Here is a 15,992-nt window from a genome sequence, read left to right on the forward strand (position 1 = left end):
CTCGGCGTCCCTGGGTTGGGGCCGTAACGTTTTATGTGCCGTTGACAATGCGCAGCGCCAAAACCTCACCCTGTCGACCGAGACAACCGGTAACGCAGGCTGGCCGGCACAGGCGTAATCTCGCAGCCGGCCCCTAGAATGACGAACCGCATTCCATGAGTTCCTTCACCGTCCCGCCCCACGACGCCACCAGCCCTGCGCCGCTCGACTACGAGCGGCGCATGACTGCGCGCTCTCCGCTGGGACTCAATCTTTTCTGGCGTACCTTCTGCCTGCTGGCCCTGCTGCTGGTGGGCAGCATCCTGGCGTGGCTGCAGACGCTGCGCGCCTTCGAGTTCGAGCCGCGCACGCTGCACACCGCCCAGCAGATCGCCTCGCTGGTCAACCTCAGCCGCGCGGCCCTGGTGCATTCGGATGCCATCAACCGTGTCTCGCTGATCAAGACCATGGCCGACCAGGAAGGCGTGCGCATTCTGCCGCGCGAGCCCGGCGACAGCTTCGAGCTGCTGGACCAGAGCACGCTGGGCAAGCGCCTGACCGAAGAACTCACGCGCCGCCTGGGCTACGGCACCATCGTGGCACGCAGCGTCAATGGCGAACCGGGGCTGTGGGTGGGCTTCACCATCAATGGCGACCGCACCTGGCTGCTGATGGACCGCTCGCGCTTCACACCGGCCAGCGGGCGCACCTGGCTGATCTGGCTGATCACGGCCGGCCTGCTGTCCCTGGCGGGGGCGGCAGCCATCGCGCGCCTGATCAACCGGCCGCTCAAGCAGTTGAGCTATGCGGCCAACCGCGTGCGGGATGGCGACTTCGACGCCAGCCAGCTCGACGAGGAAGCCGTCACCAGCGAGATCCGCGAGGTCAATATCGGCTTCAACCGCATGGCGCAGAAACTGGCCCAGCTGGAGCAGGACCGCGCGGTGATGCTGGCTGGCATCTCCCACGACCTGCGCACGCCGCTGGCCCGCCTGCGGCTGGAGACCGAGATGAGCGTGGTAGACGACGTGGCGCGCGAGCACATGGTGGCCGACATCGTGCAGCTCGACGCCACCATCGACAAATTCCTGGACTACGCCCGCCCCGACCATGTGACCCTCAACCCGGTCAACCTGCATGCCGTGGTGTCGTCCTGCGTCTATGCGGTGCAGGACCACCGCGAGCTGCAGATCAGCATGGCCGTGCCCGAAGGCGTCTATGTGCTGGCCGACGAGGTGGAACTGGCGCGCGTGATCTCCAACCTGTTCGAGAACGCACGCCGCTACGGCAAGACGCCCGAGACCGAAACCACCCACGTGGACGTGACGGCATCGGAGCGCGAAAGCTGGGTCGTGATTCGCATCCGCGACCATGGCCGTGGCGTGCCGCCCGAGCAGCTGGCCAGCCTGACCCAGCCCTTCTTCCGTGGCGACTCCGCGCGCACGGCCGCAGCGGGCGCGGGCCTGGGCCTGTCCATCGTGGACAAGACGGTGCAGCGCATGGGCGGCGTGTTTGCGCTGTCCAACTCCTCCACGGGCGGGCTGGTTGCCCATGTGCAGTTGCAGCGTGCCTCGGGCGTGGCCAAGGGTGCCGAGCCCGAGCAGCGTCTGCAGCGCCCGCAGATCAAGCGCCAGCTACCTCCGCGTGCGCAGGACGGCGCCCTGGACGGAGAGGACTGAGCACGCAGCGCGCGTTCGGCAGATACGTTCGGCAAATACAAAGGCCCCGGCGATCGTTGACCGATCGCCGGGGCCTTTTGCATGGGGATGGCATCCAGCTGGTCAGGCGCGGAACAGCAAGGCGGCAGCGCGCGCCTCCATGGCCTGTTGCTGGCCCACGGGCCCGAGCTTCTCGGCCGTCTTGGCCTTGACGTTGACCTGGTCCAGCGCCAGGCCCAGCGCCGTGGCGATACGCTCGCGCATGGCAGGAATGTGCGGCGCCAGCTTGGGGGCCTGGGCAATGATGGTGCTGTCGATGTTGCCAATCTCCAGGCCCGTGGCGCGCACGCGGCGCGCCGCCTCCACCAGCAGCACCAGCGAATCGGCGCCGCGGAACTCGGGGTCGGTGTCGGGGAAATGCCGGCCGATGTCGCCCAGCGCCGCGCCGCCCAGCAGCGCGTCGGTGATGGCGTGCAGCAGCACGTCGGCATCGGAGTGGCCCAGCAGGCCCAGTTCATGCGGCACCTCGATGCCGCCCAGGATCAGCTTGCGCCCGGGCACCAGGGCATGCACGTCCCAGCCCTCGCCAATACGAAAATTCATGTGAAACATTCCAGGTTCAGAAAAACGGATTGCCCGACGCCTGCGGCTGGTCGCGCTTGCCCCGGTAGCGTTCCAGCGTCGCGCCATGCGCGCGCTGCGACAGCACGGCGGCGGCCAGCGCAAAGTCATCGGGATAGGTGACCTTGAAGTTCTGCGCGCCGCCGGGCACCAGGCGCGGGCGCTGGCCCACGGCCTCCATGGCGCTGGCCTCGTCGGTCACGGCCGATCCCGCGTGCTCCAGGGCGTCAAGCAGCGGCGCGATGCGAAACATCTGCGGCGTCTGCGCCAGCCATTTGTCGCTGCGGTCCACCGTGCCCGCCACGCGCACCCCGCCAGGCCCGGTCACGGCCGTCTTGAGCGTGTCGGGCAGCTTGTGCGCCAGCAGGCCGCCCACGGCATCGTGCTCGCAGGCGTCGATCAGGGCATCGATCAGTTCGGGCGTCACCAGGCAGCGCGCGGCGTCGTGCACCAGCACCCAGTCGTGCGCGCTCGCACCGCGCGCCAGCAGCTCCTTCAGGCCGTTGGTCACGGATTCGGCCCGCGTGGCGCCGCCGCAGGCCGCCGTGGAGTAGCGCGTGGGCGACGGGCCCGGCAGGCCCTGGCGCCAGAAATCATCGCCAGGCGCGATCACCACCAGGGTATGGTGCACGCGCGCTGCGCCCGCAAAGGCGGCCAGCGTGTGCGCCACCATGGGCGCACCGGCCACCAGGTGGTATTGCTTGGGCAGTTCAGGCGCAGGCGCATCGGGCGCGATGGCGCGCGAGCCCGTGCCCGCACAGGGGATCAAGGCCCACAGGCGGGCCGGCTCCAGGGATGCGGGCGCAGCCGCCGCAAGCAGATCTGTCATGGTGGCGCATTGTAGTGACGGCCATGCGCCACCATGGACATGCGGGCATGCCTGCATGTCCGTCATGCGTGCTGGCTAAAATGGTTCGATACCCCTCTGCGCGTGCCGAGGGGTTTTGTCGTTACTTCGCCCAGGCGCTGCGGCGCCCACGTCCAAGCACCATGGAACTGCCCAAGCTCACTCCCGGAAAACGCTTCACCCTGCCCCGCCCTGTGGGCAGCGCCGACGCCCTGCTGCTGGCCCGCCTGGGCGAGCGCGAGAAGGCTGCTGGCCGGGTGACGGCCATCGTCACGGCCGACGCCTCGGATGCCCAGCGGCTGATCGACGAGATGGCCTTCTTCGCCCCGGGCCTGCGCTGCGCGCTGTTCCCCGACTGGGAGACCCTGCCCTACGACAGCTTCTCTCCCCACCAGGACCTGATCAGCGAGCGCCTGGCCACGCTGTGGCGCATCAACCAGCGCGACAAGGAGCATGGTGCCGACGTGGTGCTGGTGCCCGCCACCACGGCGCTGTACCGGCTGGCGCCGCCCTCCTTCCTGGCCGGCTACACCTTCGAGTTCAAGAGCGGCCAGAAGCTGGACGAGGCCAAGCTCAAGGCCCAGCTGACGCTGGCCGGCTACCAGCATGTCTCCCAGGTGGTCAGCCACGGCGAGTACGCGGTGCGCGGCGGCCTGATCGACCTGTTTCCCATGGGCTCGCTGCAGCCCTACCGCGTGGATCTGTTCGACGATGAGATCGACTCCATCCGCACCTTCGACCCCGACACCCAGCGCAGCCTCTACCCCGTGCCCGAGGTGCGCCTGCTGCCCGGCCGCGAGTTCCCCATGGACGAGGACGCGCGCGCCAAGTTCCGCCAGCGCTGGCGCGAGCTGCTGGAGGGCGACCCCACGCGCAGCCGCATCTACAAGGACATGGGCCAGGGTATTGCCACGGCCGGCATCGAGTACTACCTGCCGCTGTTCTTCGACGAAACGGCCACCGTGTTCGACTACCTGGGCGCCGATGCCACCGTGGTGATGCATGGCGACCTGGAGCCGGCCTTCCAGCGCTTTTGGCAGGACACCAAGGAGCGCTTCCGCCTGGTGCAGGGCGACCCCGAGCGCCCGGCCCTGCCGCCCGAGGTGCTGTTCCTGTCCGCCGACCAGTTCTACACGCGCGCCAAGGAGCACGCCCAGCTCGCGCTGCGCCCAGGCACCGAGGACGTGGCCGACAGCGCCATCTTCCAGAAGCTGGAGGACCTGTCCGTGGTGCGCGGCGCGGAAGACCCGCTGGCGCGCCTGCAAAGGCACATTGCCAGCAGCGCCCACCGCATCCTGCTGCTGGCCGAGTCCGATGGCCGGCGCGAAAGCCTGCTGGACTTCTTCCGCGCCTCGGGCGTGAACCCGCCGGTCTTCGACTCGCTGGCCGAGTTCCAGGGCGATGCGGGCGAGAAGGTGGGCATTGCCACGGCCGGGCTGATGAACGGCTTTGCCTGGGTGGAGGAAGGCCTGGACTTCGTCACCGAGACGGAGCTGTTCGCCACCAGCCCCACGGGCCGCAGGCGCCGCCGCCAGGAGCAGGTCAGCGATGTGGAGGCGCTGATCAAGGACCTGTCCGAACTCAAGGTGGGCGACCCCGTGGTGCATTCGGACCACGGCATCGGCCGCTACCAGGGCCTGGTCAACATGGACATGGGCCAGAAGAACCCTGACGGCACGCCGGCCGTGCAGGAGTTCCTGCACCTGGAGTACGCGGGCAACGCCGTGCTCTACGTGCCCGTCAGCCAGTTGCAGCTGATCAGCCGCTACACGGGCGTCTCGCCCGAGGACGCGCCGCTGCACAAGCTCGGCGGCACGCAGTGGGAAAAGGCCAAGCGCAAGGCGGCCGAGCAGGTGCGCGACTCGGCAGCCGAGCTGCTGAACATCTATGCGCGCCGCGCCGCACGCCAGGGCCATGCCTTCCGCTACTCGCCCCAGGACTACGAGCAGTTCGCCAACGACTTCGGCTTCGAGGAAACGGCGGACCAGCGCGCCGCCATCCACGCCGTGATCCAGGACATGATCAGCCCCCAGCCCATGGACCGCCTGGTCTGCGGCGACGTGGGCTTCGGCAAGACCGAGGTGGCGCTGCGCGCGGCCTTCGTGGCCATCACAGGCGGCAAGCAGGTGGCCTTTCTCGCGCCCACCACGCTGCTGGCCGAGCAGCATTACCAGACCCTGGTGGACCGCTTCTCCAAGTGGCCGATCAAGGTGGCCGAAGTCTCGCGCTTTCGCTCGGGCAAGGAGATCACGGCGGCCGTCAAGGGCATTGCCGACGGCTCGGTGGACATCGTCGTGGGCACGCACAAGCTGCTGTCCGAGTCCACGCAGTTCAAGAACCTGGGCCTGCTGATCATCGACGAGGAGCACCGCTTCGGCGTGCGCCACAAGGAAGCCATGAAGGCCATGCGCGCCGAGGTGGACGTGCTCACGCTGACGGCCACGCCCATCCCGCGCACCATGGGCATGGCGCTGGAAGGCCTGCGCGACCTGTCCGTCATCGCCACCGCGCCCCAGCGGCGCCTGGCCATCAAGACCTTTGTGCGCAACGAGGGCACGGGCGTGATCCGCGAGGCCGTGCTGCGCGAGCTCAAGCGCGGCGGCCAGTGCTACTTCCTGCACAACGAGGTCGAGACCATCGAGAACCGCAAGCAAAAGCTCGAGGAAATCCTGCCCGAGGCACGCATTGCCGTGGCCCACGGCCAGATGCCCGAGCGCGAGCTCGAACGCGTGATGCGCGACTTCGTGGCCCAGCGCTACAACATCCTGCTGTGCTCGACCATCATCGAGACCGGCATCGACGTGCCCAGCTCCAACACCATCCTCATCAGCCGCGCCGACAAGTTCGGCCTGGCCCAGCTGCACCAGCTGCGCGGCCGCGTGGGCCGCAGCCACCACCAGGCCTATGCCTACCTGATGGTGCCCGACCTGGACAGCCTGACCAAGCAGGCCCAGCAGCGGCTGGAGGCCATCCAGCAGATGGAGGAGCTGGGTTCGGGCTTCTACCTGGCCATGCACGACCTGGAGATCCGCGGCGCCGGCGAGGTGCTGGGCGAGAACCAGAGCGGCAACATGATGGAGGTGGGCTTCCAGCTCTACAACGAGATGCTGTCCGAGGCCGTGCGCAGCCTCAAGGCCGGCAAGGAGCCCGACCTGCTCAGCCCGCTGTCGGCCTCCACCGACATCAACCTGCACGCGCCGGCCCTGCTGCCCAACGACTACTGTGGCGACGTGCACCTGCGCCTGTCCTTCTACAAGAAACTGGCCACGGCCCGCACCAGCGACCAGATCGACACCCTGCTCGAAGAAATCGTGGACCGCTTCGGCAAGCTGCCGCCCCAGGCGCAGACGCTGATCGACGTGCACCGCCTGCGCGTGCTGTCCCAGCCCTACGGCGTGGTCAAGGTGGATGCGGCGCCCGGCGTCATCAACATCACCTTCAAGCCCCAGCCACCCGTGGACCCGATGGCCATCATCCACCTCATCCAGAAGAACAAGCACATCAAGCTGGCCGGCAACGAAAAGCTGCGCATCGAGCGTGCCCTGGACAACCCCAAGGACCGTGCCCAGATGGTGCGCGACGTGCTGCGCAGCCTGGGCCAGCCGCTGGTGGAGGCGAAGGCGGCCCAGCCCGCATAGAACGCGTCGTTCCAGCCATGTTCCTCGAAGCGAGCATCGCCCTGCTGGCCCTGGCCACCGCGCTGTGGCTGCGCCCCTGGCGCATGCTGGCCGGCCGCACTGGTCCGGGCGGCCCGCAGGACCGCATGGCCTCGCCCCTGGTCACGCCGCTGCTGGGCGTGCTCGTGCTGCTGCCCTGGATCTGGGCCCTGCCCACGCTGCACCGCATGCCGCTGCAACTGCAGTGGTCATCTGCGCCGCTGGTGGTGCTCATGCTGGGCTGGCCTCTGGCCGTGCCGCTGCTGCTCATCGTGGGCGGGCTGGCCGCCCTGCTGTCGCCGGCCCTGGGCTGGGGCGATGCGCTGGGCATCTCGGTCTGGCAGGGCATCGTGCCCGCCACGCTGGCCATGCTCTGGGGTGCAGCGCTGCGGCGCTGGCTGCCGCACCAGATCTTTGTCTTCATTCTCGCGCGCGGCTTTGCGGGCACGGTGCTGTGCGTTTTCATCTCGGCCCTGCTGGCCCAGGCGGCGGGCCACGCCCTGCCCGGCGTCAACGAGGATCTGTCACGCATCGCGCGCTGGCTCATGGCCTGGGGAGATGCCGTGGTCACCGGCATGGTCACCGCCATCTTCGTGGTGTTTCGCCCCCAATGGCTGGCCACCTGGTCGGACGCCATCTACCTGCGCCAGCCGCCCGCAGCCTGACGGCAGGCCCGCCACTGGATATGATCTGCGCCTGTTTCCCGCCAGCCCGGCGGCCCGTCCCCTTTTTGCTGCCCCACCCATGACCGATGTCACCGAATTCGCGCCCGGACTGCTGATCCGCGGCATCCAGCCGCCACTGAAGCTGGCCGACTACAAGCTCATCGCGTTCGACATGGACTCGACGCTGATCACCATCGAGTGCATCGACGAAATCGCCGACGCCACCGGCAAGAAGGCCGAGGTCTCGGCCATCACCGAAGCCACCATGCGCGGCGAGATCACCGACTTCAAGGACAGCCTGCGCCAGCGCGTGGGCAAGCTCGTCGGCGTGACCGAGGCCGACATGGCCCGCGTGCTGGCCGAGCGCCTGAAGCTCTCCCCGGGCGCCGAGACCCTGGTGCGCGCAGCCCAGGCTGCGGGCCTGAAGGTGCTGCTGGTCTCGGGCGGCTTCACCTACTTTGCCGAACATGTGCGCGGCATGCTGGGCATCGACTTCGTGCGTGCCAACGTGCTGGAGATGCGTGACGGCGCGCTGACCGGCGGCCTGATCGAGCAGCCCTGGGGCGACATCTGCGACGGCGCCGAAAAGCGCCGCACCCTGCTGGAAGTCGCCTCGCTGCTGGGCATTCGCCCCGACCAGTGCATCGCCGTGGGCGACGGCAGCAACGACATTCCCATGATGCAGGTCGCAGGCCTGTCCGTGGCCTACCACGCCAAGCCGCGCGTGCGCAACGAAGCCAAGGTCTCCATCACCGAAGGCGGCCTGGACCGCCTGCTGGAAGTCCTGCGCTGAAAACGGGCGGCAGCGGCGGGCGCAGGCCGCTGCGCCGCTCCGCAATCAATGGCTTTTGAAGCAATCAAAACTGATAGCAAAAGCCATTAAAAGCACTCAAAAACCCACTCAGCGAGTGGGTTTTAAGTTGTTATAGACCAACTGTCTGAGTTGGCCATATCTGCGAGGTTTGCGGCCCGTCGCCTCTGCGTGCAAGCGGAAGACACTGGACGGGCTGACGCCATAGGCCTCTGCAATAGCCCGCTGTGGAATACCGGAATCAGCAAGCTGGATGATCTCGTTTGCATCCTGCAAAGGAATGCTCGGCGGCCGGCCAAGGGTCTTGCCCTTCTTGATTGCCTCAAGCTGCCCGGCCATGCACCGCTCTCTAATCAAGCTCCGCTCAAACTCTGCAACAGCGCCAAGGACCTGCAGCATCATCCGCCCCATTGAAGTCTCCACGTCGATGGGCTCTGTGAGACTGCGAAGCCTGGCTCCTACTCCCTGAACATGCTCAATGATGCGGATCAAATCGCGCAGACTACGAGCGAGCCGATCCAGCTTGTAAACGACAAGCTCATCACCTCGACGAAGACGCAGCAGTAGAGCTTCGAGCTCTGGCCTGTACTTCACCGCTGAACGCTTTTCCTGAACAACCTCATGACACCGTGCCGCAACAAGTGCGCTCGCCTGCATTGATGTGTCTTGATCAAGGGTGCTTACTCGCGCATACCCATAACGCATACGTTCTCCTAGCGTATTTTTGTGGGAATAAAAATGCCTGCAGCAATACCGTTTCTCAGGGCACGCAGCAGGCTTGGTCAGTTTGCGAGGGTTTTGCCAACGCGCGAAACGCCTCGGCTTGCGAGGGCTGCGGCTGGACGATGTGTTCGACCTGGTCGAAATCTGGAAGCGCGGGCCAGGCGCGGTTTAGACCTGATGGACGATGGCGCCGGGCATGTTGCGCGGCAAGTGTTGACATGGGGCGATGCCCCATACCCCTCAGCAGCGTAGCCTGAATTGCTTGTCTCTCGAAAGACGACGCTCTTCGGTAATCCAGGGTCTGCTGTCAACTCGCGCCAAGCCATCCAGCCACTTGATGCGCTCATCGAGCTGCTGGCAGGCTGATCTATTCGACGGTGCTTCTGAACTCGAAGAACCGGACGAGTAGGGCGCACTGGCCAGCGATTCCGCATTGCGTTTTTGGCTACGTGCCATCTCGACCTGATCATCCCACGAAGCAGCCAGAGGAACCCTTGCGATCCGTTCGACAGTCCACCCTCGAGCAGAGCAATGTTCATGATTCCAATACAGCCGTCCCGGTGCAGCCCGACACAAAAATATCTCTTTGGTTTGTGCACCTCTGGGATCTGCCAAGGCGGGCGATGTATCGACCTCCTTCGCGCCTTTACACGGTTGGTTGCTATATGTATTGCCACATCGATACACCTGAGCATTTGCCGAGCTAATCAGAAGGACAAATAGAAATACTGTCGCTGCTTTGAGTTGCATAGACAGGGTTGTAACAGAATCAATCTGTCAACACAGATCTCACCTGAGCATTGCGGCGCGCGAGTGCAGCGCTGTAGCCCTCCTGCTGAGTCGCCTGCTGGGCCACGAGCTGGGGGACCTGCTGGAGCGGCGCCGCTAGCGTTTGTGTCGGCCGATCGCTGCGAGCGCCTGTCGATGTGTCAATGACCACCGGCTTATCCCCCCTCCCGCTGGCCGTGTACGGAGCATCGCAAGTGACTGGCCGTACCACGCTTTGATATGTGACCGTCGCCATGCAGTTCGCCAGCCGGTGGACCTTGTAGCCAGCTTGCACCAGGTCGTCGCTTGTCAGGTCGAACACGCGGCGCCCCTCGCTACTGACAACAAATGTGATCTGGTCCCTGCCCTGCTTACTGAGGTCGCCAGTCATGTGCAGCAGCTTGCCAAACAGAGGGTCTTTGACCTCAGGTGCAGTTGGGGTTGCCGACGTGCCTGCAGACTGCTGTGCGCCCTGGGCGAGGCCTTGCTGGGCCTGTGGCGCGGTCGGGGCATGCTGGACCTGCACGGGTACGGCCGCAGTGGATCTTTTGGCTGCAGGCGCGGTCTTGTGACCCCATACGCTGGTGTCGTCCTGGGGCCAAAACGCGTAGACCATGTAAGCGATGGCAAAGACCCAAAATAGCCGCGTGAAGCGCTTGAACTTCACGATCATGGGCGAGACGTCCTGAGCTTTCGATTCAGCGCTGCCGCTGCTTTGGGTGTTGCTCTTGTAGAGCCCGAAGTACTTGGATTCGTACTTGCGCCGGTCTGTCTGGATGACTGCGCCACGATAGCCCGCATGTACCTTGCGGATGTACTCATCTGCATTGCCCAGGATGTCGGCCTTGCGGCACTTGATCATTGTCGCGACGAGCTGGGCAATCGGCTGGTTGATGTCGCGGAAGGATTGAGTCATCAGCAGCACTTCGGCGTTGTAGTGCCGGTGCAGCTTGAACCACTGGACAACAGCATCAGGCGTGCCGATTTTGGGGAGCGCGACGTGGCATTCGTCAATGACGTACAGCGGGCCTTGATCCTTGTCGCCGCGCCATGTGCTGTAGTAGTCCCAGACGCTGCCGAACGTGAAGATGTTTTCAGGCTGAGGCTCAGGCTCGCGGTCGGTCCACAGCCGGAATGCCTCATGCTCGGCAATGTTGGCGGCATTCCAGTCGCCGATCCGCGGCGCCGGCCTGGTGCGAATCTCGATCAGATCGCGCCAAGCCGGGTCGATGGCCGCAAAGGCGTCGATGTTGAGCGGCAGGTTCGTGATGACCTTGCGCCCCGCCCGGAGCGCGGGCAGGACGTGATACGCCACAGCTTCATAGCTCTTGCCCGAGCCTGGGATGCCTTCAAGGCCGTTAATCATGATCCGAGCCGTGTAAATGGAATGAGCTGTAGCGCGAGGCGGATACCGATTGCCGTGGTGATGATGGCAACAGCAGATCCCACGCCGCACAGCGCCATAACATTGAGGATTTCTTCGGGTAGGCCTCCAGCTGGCGCGAAGCCCTGCAGGCCACTGAGATCCAGAGCCTTGACGGCTGACACAACCAGATCGAGCAATTTTTCGATGACCCAACACACAAGGTCCGTCGCCATGTCCCATAACGCCTTGAAGACGTTGACGACCAAGTCAGAGAAAAATTTGACGAGCGTGGTAATCGTGTCCCTGATCCAGTCCACGAAATCGGTCCATGTGGACTTGAGCCAGCCCACAAAGTCAGCAATGGTTGTCTTGAGCCAATTGAGCATGTCAACCCCCAAAAACAAGCCGACGCGCGAGCAGCAGCGCGGACAAAATCGTGATGGCTTTGAGTACACCCCAGAGCCAGCTGGGCGGCGATATGTCGCGCTGGCCAAAGTTGCCGATGCCGCCCATGTCAAGATCAATGATCCAGGTGGGAGGGGTGCCGCCGTCCGCTACCTTGGGCATCAGATCACCAACAAGATTTGCAATCGGCGCGCTCTTAATTTCTGCAGTCTTGGCGCTCCAGACGCCCGCTATGCCGTCGGGGTATTTGGTCGTGTAGAGCTTGGGCTGCTCAGGAGCGCCGAACTTGCCAAAGGCAGGCTTGCCGGGCAGCGTGGGGCCATCATTATCTTCACAGTCGGCGCCTTCACAGGAGCCACTCCCCGAGCCGCCCGAGCCTCCGCCAGTGCCTGTACCAGGTTTCTTTGATGGGTCCAATGCTCCGCACACTGAGCTACCTGAATTCTTACTGCAGTAATCATCTTTGGTGGTCGTGGTGCTGGTCGTAGTTGTGCCAGTCGTGTTGCCGCTGCTGTCCTTGCCGGTGGTGGTCGTGGTCGTGGTACAGCTATTTCCTGTGCAGGTGGTTTTCGTGTCGGTCTTCGTGGTGGAGCCGTCTGGGTTTTTCTTCGTCTCGCTCTTGTTGTCGCCCTCTGCGCCAGACCAGGGCAAACACACATCTTTGCCATTGACCGTGCCCGCCTGACCATTGCATTTACCGGGGTCTTTGCTGTCGGGGGGAGTGACCTCTTTTTCGTCTTCCTTTCCCTCGTTGAGCTTGTTGATGACGTTTGGATCGCAGGTCGATCCCGCGTAGCTGCCCGTGCCTGTCGTGTACCACTTGCCTGCATCATCCTGCACGGACACAGTAGTACCAGTACTGACCATGCAGCCCTTAGAGCACCCTGGAAACGCGGGCTCGCTCCAACCACCAGAGTTAGCATTTTCTGCCGCGTGGCAAACGAATTCAGCCCCCATCCCGGGAGCACGAAAAATCGCGTTCCAGCCTTGTTTTTTTCGGTCTGAGCAGAAATCTTCAAGGCCTTTGCATGCCTCGTTATTGCCGGTGCCATCGGGGTCGCTACCAGAGTAATTACAGGTGTCAGCATCCAGCGTGACGCCTCGACCCGCAATAGGGCCGGGAGTTCGCGCAATGCGCGTTCGACCTGCAATATCAGGGCAATGAGAACCTACAGATGCTGGAGCGCCCGAATCGGAGTCAGGGCGTAAACACATATGCGTCCAGTACGTCTCCGCAGCCGATCCACTAGGCTCAACACCCATCGCAGGCGGATAGCTAGGATCAACAGCCTTACACGCAGCGGCAGCACTGGGATAGCTTTGACCATTAAAAATGTATGTGGCAGGACGGCCGAAATCCGCGTGCGCTGCAGCGCCAAAAACCAATAGCGCGAGGGCGCAAAGAGTCCTGAATAGATTGCGCATCAGATCCTCGCAAGCATGAAAAAACAAATCGCCCCGATCGCGCCGATCAGCGCGAATACGGCATGAACAGCGACAACCAGGGCGACGACCAACATGGCTAACGCCTGTTAGATTTTGGCGATGATGCGCTTGACGACCGAGGGGCCCTTCATGACCAGGGCGATGCCGACGATGACCAGACACAGAGCCGTAGCCTTCGCAGCAATGCCGGAGATGTCCACGGCATCGAACAGATCCTCCATGCCAGCGGCGTGCGAGGCGGTCACGGCCATGGCTGTGCCAGTGGCTGCGACGATCTTGGCGCCGTACTTGCGAGCGAGATTGCGAGTGGTTGCGATCATGGTTTTTCCTCGAAAAAAAGTTGGGTGAAAAGGTGCGAACTTGCACCGCAGAGCCGCAGGGCTCTGGGCTGCAAACTCAGATCCTGCGAACCATGCGCAAGGCAACGCCCAAGCCGAAGCCGAGCATTGCGAGCGCGAAGACAAGACCGAAGCCGATGCCCACGGCTACAGACACACTGCCGGGGGTGATGCCCAGCGCGGCGAGGTCCTGCAAAGTGACCTCGGTTACCGCGACCTGGTGCACGGCCTGGCAGGGGATTTCAGGCTGGAGACAGACGAAGTAGCCAGACATCAGCTACCCACGAAGTCCTCGTAGTCACCCTGGGAGTCCGTATCGATGGAGCCGCATTCCGTGCATGCAACCTCATCGGAGCCTTCCTCCTGCTCGGTCTCAAAAAACGATCCGCAGCCATAGCAGACATAGGTACTCATGGCTTTACTCCTGAAGAAAAATCGGCACGCTGGCGAGCGGCCGCGATGCGGTCACGGCGGTCGAAATAGCGACCAATCAAGAGGACGCAGCGATAAGCGACATGCACGAATGCGCTGAGCACCACAGCACCGCAGATGCCCCCCGCGACCGCGATAAAAAACAAGCCCGCGATGAGCTGTTGAAACTGGTCATGAGTGAGAGCGTCCATGGCTACGCTGCCGCCTTCATTGCTGGGGCCTGCTGGCGGGCCTGTGCGGGGGCTTCAGGGCGAGCGGCAGCCGGTACCACTGCATCCGCTGCAGCAGGCCGTGCAGGGGCCTGCGCGAGGGTCTCAACGGGCCGCACACCGATGACGACTTCACGGGACTCTTTGCCGTTGCTCACGCGCTCGACTTCGAGCTCGGCAACGAAGGGCAGTGGGATGTGCTGCATGCGAAACACAGCATCCGCGTCGGGCATCTTCCAGTCCTCGACGGCATAGCCGCCCTTGAAGTTCTCGCCCGGCTTGTTGTAGCGGTCGTCCAGCTTCACGCGTGCGTACACGGTGCCGCTGTTGATGCCCTCTCCGTTCACAAAGCCCTTGAAGGCTTTCATTCCCACAACTTCAACCATGAGTGCCATTTCGATTCCTTTCGGGTGGCGGTAGCTCGTACCAGTCAGGCATGGACACCGGGCCGAGCTTGATTACCCGGGTCCTCGTTTTCAAAGGGACGACGTTGCTTTTGATGGCGATATCGACCCCGTACGGAAGGAGCTCGCGCCGATGCCTGTAGAAGGTGGCGCGGCTCAGCTTGGTGGTCAGGTCGTCACCGGCCTGCCACATGCGATAGGTGGACAACAGAGCCTTGGGCAGCTCGGACAACTCGTCCACGTCAGCGCAGGCGCGCGTGAGCACTTCGCAGCGCTGCTCAAACTCCATCTCGATTTGCTTCATGTCGAATCCCCCGAGGAAGTGGCAGCCCATGTCGTGCAGCTTGGTTGCCTTGAAAGTCATCTCCACACGCACCAGGCCAACGGCATCGCACCAGTCGGCAAGCTGCAGGACATATGGATCGACGGGGGCCTTTTCGAACGTGGAGGAATCAGCGACGCGGCCCGCATGGCGGCGCAGTTCCGGCCCCTTGAGATAGGCCTTGAAATAGACACGGCGGGAGCCGCGGCCGAAGTCAACGGTCTCGCCGTCGCCGTAGGTGCCGGTCTTCAAACGGCTCGCCTGCTGGCTCTGCAGGTAGCGCATGAAGTGGTAGGCGTTTTCCTTGCCGCCCACGCTCCAGTTCTGGGTCACATCGACGCGGGTGACGACGGCGCCGGTCCAGCATGTGCGAGGCTCGCCCTTGAAGTTCGTGATGAACTTTTCACCTTCGGTGAACGGAGGCAGGCCCAGCGAGAGCAACAAGCGGTTGATGATCTGCAGGCACTGCATGAACGAGTAACCGAACACGTTGTCGGTCCTGCCCCACTTCGAAACGTTGCCCTCAAACCAGACGGTTTCGCCGTCGCAGCGCACAAACACAGCAGTTTCGAATGAGCCTTCGATACGCGATTTCTTGAGCGTGATCGATTCGACCTGGCCGTCGCTGTCGATGCGCATGAACGCACCGTCCGATATCTGCGGCAGGCCACCGCATGCGTGCCGCTGGTAGATCGAAAGCCAGTCGCAGAAGCCGACGAGCTGGGCTTTTGTGATGGGTGCGGGGTACCACTCCGCGCGACCGGCCCGGCGCTCTGCCAGGTCGACAACGTTGCCCGGAACGGCAGCGTCCAGAACAGGAAAAGTCTCATCGGTGAGACTAAAGTGACGTGTTACAAGCACGTCACGCCCTCCGGGCCCCGGCGCGGACCCTCCCCCGCAAGCGGGGCCCCCTCCGCCCCGGTGCCCTCCGCAGCGCACGAGCAGCGTTCGCACAGGCGCACCTGACGGCAAGGCACCGTGAAGCGCGCGGCTTCCGGGAACGAGGTTTCGACGGTCCAGAGGTCCTGGCCGTCAGGGGTGGTCCATGCGTTGCAGATCTGCGCGCAGTACAGAACGCCGCGCCGCATGATCTGGACATGCTGTGACTGGAGGGTGTGACCGGCCTGGGCTGCAGCACGGCAGCGCGCGGCATGCTCCGCGTGGGTGTAGGGGCGGCCGGTCATGCGAACCATCCGAGAAAGCGCTGGACCGCATCAGCGAGCAAACAGGCCTGTAGCGCGATTGCTAACAGTCCGCAGACGAGGAAGAAGAGCGCCGACACCGAGACGCGCCCACGCTGGGTGTCCCCCACCTGGTCGGAACGGCGTGGGTAGAGACGGCT

17 protein-coding genes are annotated in these 15,992 nt (G+C 64.1%); 4 read left to right on the top strand and 13 right to left on the bottom strand.

Features of this window, described 5'->3' with window-relative positions:
• Nucleotides 1-155 precede the first annotated feature (155 nt).
• Entirely contained in the window at nt 156-1,658 is a 1,503-nt protein-coding gene (locus IAE24_RS12700) for an ATP-binding protein (RefSeq protein WP_012204699.1), read from the top strand.
• 102 nt (nt 1,659-1,760) lie between these two features.
• On the opposite strand, the gene ispF is transcribed toward IAE24_RS12700, so the two are convergent.
• Together ispF and ispD are read right to left on the bottom strand one after the other, a co-directional pair.
• Nucleotides 1,761-2,240, bottom strand: a complete 480-nt coding sequence (gene ispF / locus IAE24_RS12705) for a 2-C-methyl-D-erythritol 2,4-cyclodiphosphate synthase (protein WP_013803157.1) — start codon at nt 2,238-2,240, stop codon at nt 1,761-1,763.
• A gap of 16 nt (nt 2,241-2,256) precedes the next feature.
• Nucleotides 2,257-3,087, bottom strand: coding sequence for a 2-C-methyl-D-erythritol 4-phosphate cytidylyltransferase (gene ispD, locus IAE24_RS12710; protein WP_013803158.1), 831 nt, complete (start codon nt 3,085-3,087; stop codon nt 2,257-2,259).
• A gap of 161 nt (nt 3,088-3,248) precedes the next feature.
• Here ispD and mfd point away from each other — a divergent pair, with 161 nt between their 5' ends.
• The 3 genes from mfd to serB all read left to right on the top strand — a co-directional run bounded on the left by mfd (nt 3,249) and on the right by serB (nt 8,219).
• A complete protein-coding gene (gene mfd / locus IAE24_RS12715) occupies nt 3,249-6,743 on the top strand; it encodes a transcription-repair coupling factor (RefSeq protein ID WP_034391890.1) in 3,495 nt (1,164 codons plus the stop codon).
• Between the two features lie 17 nt (nt 6,744-6,760).
• Nucleotides 6,761-7,426 carry a hypothetical protein gene (locus IAE24_RS12720; protein ID WP_199961415.1) on the top strand — a complete coding sequence of 222 codons (666 nt, stop codon included), beginning with the start codon at nt 6,761-6,763 and terminating at the stop codon, nt 7,424-7,426.
• Between the two features lie 79 nt (nt 7,427-7,505).
• Nucleotides 7,506-8,219, top strand: coding sequence for a phosphoserine phosphatase SerB (serB, locus tag IAE24_RS12725; protein WP_012204694.1), 714 nt, complete (start codon nt 7,506-7,508; stop codon nt 8,217-8,219).
• 108 nt (nt 8,220-8,327) lie between these two features.
• On the opposite strand, the gene IAE24_RS12730 is transcribed toward serB, so the two are convergent.
• From IAE24_RS12730 to IAE24_RS12780, 11 genes are all read right to left on the bottom strand, one after another.
• Nucleotides 8,328-8,942, bottom strand: coding sequence for a recombinase family protein (locus IAE24_RS12730; protein ID WP_199961416.1), 615 nt, complete (start codon nt 8,940-8,942; stop codon nt 8,328-8,330).
• Nucleotides 8,943-9,729: 787 nt separating this feature from the next.
• On the bottom strand, nt 9,730-11,094 hold the full coding sequence (locus tag IAE24_RS12735; RefSeq protein WP_199961417.1) for a zonular occludens toxin domain-containing protein: 1,365 nt from the start codon (nt 11,092-11,094) through the stop codon (nt 9,730-9,732).
• Nucleotides 11,091-11,480 carry a DUF2523 family protein gene (locus tag IAE24_RS12740; protein ID WP_199961418.1) on the bottom strand — a complete coding sequence of 130 codons (390 nt, stop codon included), beginning with the start codon at nt 11,478-11,480 and terminating at the stop codon, nt 11,091-11,093. Before IAE24_RS12740 ends, IAE24_RS12735 begins: the two co-directional genes overlap by 4 nt.
• A gap of 1 nt (nt 11,481) precedes the next feature.
• Nucleotides 11,482-12,924: a hypothetical protein gene (locus IAE24_RS30260; RefSeq protein ID WP_199961419.1), complete on the bottom strand. Its 1,443-nt coding sequence runs from the start codon at nt 12,922-12,924 to the stop codon at nt 11,482-11,484.
• Between the two features lie 107 nt (nt 12,925-13,031).
• Entirely contained in the window at nt 13,032-13,265 is a 234-nt protein-coding gene (locus IAE24_RS12750; RefSeq protein ID WP_199961420.1) for a hypothetical protein, read from the bottom strand.
• Between the two features lie 76 nt (nt 13,266-13,341).
• Nucleotides 13,342-13,557 carry a hypothetical protein gene (locus IAE24_RS12755; protein WP_199961421.1) on the bottom strand — a complete coding sequence of 72 codons (216 nt, stop codon included), beginning with the start codon at nt 13,555-13,557 and terminating at the stop codon, nt 13,342-13,344.
• Nucleotides 13,557-13,697, bottom strand: a complete 141-nt coding sequence (locus tag IAE24_RS12760) for a hypothetical protein (RefSeq protein ID WP_199961422.1) — start codon at nt 13,695-13,697, stop codon at nt 13,557-13,559. The genes IAE24_RS12755 and IAE24_RS12760 overlap by 1 nt, the downstream gene beginning before the upstream one ends.
• Nucleotides 13,694-13,906, bottom strand: a complete 213-nt coding sequence (locus IAE24_RS12765) for a hypothetical protein (protein WP_199961423.1) — start codon at nt 13,904-13,906, stop codon at nt 13,694-13,696. The genes IAE24_RS12760 and IAE24_RS12765 overlap by 4 nt, the downstream gene beginning before the upstream one ends.
• 2 nt (nt 13,907-13,908) lie before the next feature.
• On the bottom strand, nt 13,909-14,292 hold the full coding sequence (locus IAE24_RS12770; RefSeq protein ID WP_199961424.1) for a hypothetical protein: 384 nt from the start codon (nt 14,290-14,292) through the stop codon (nt 13,909-13,911).
• Between the two features lie 10 nt (nt 14,293-14,302).
• Nucleotides 14,303-15,511 (bottom strand): phage/plasmid replication protein, II/X family, encoded by a 1,209-nt coding sequence (locus IAE24_RS12775; protein WP_236884664.1) that lies wholly within the window; start codon nt 15,509-15,511, stop codon nt 14,303-14,305.
• Nucleotides 15,502-15,834: a hypothetical protein gene (locus IAE24_RS12780; RefSeq protein ID WP_200016372.1), complete on the bottom strand. Its 333-nt coding sequence runs from the start codon at nt 15,832-15,834 to the stop codon at nt 15,502-15,504. Before IAE24_RS12780 ends, IAE24_RS12775 begins: the two co-directional genes overlap by 10 nt.
• Nucleotides 15,835-15,992 lie beyond the last annotated feature (158 nt).

It is taken from the genome of Delftia sp. S65 (assembly GCF_016516495.1).
GTDB classification, from domain to species: domain Bacteria; phylum Pseudomonadota; class Gammaproteobacteria; order Burkholderiales; family Burkholderiaceae_C; genus Comamonas; species Comamonas acidovorans.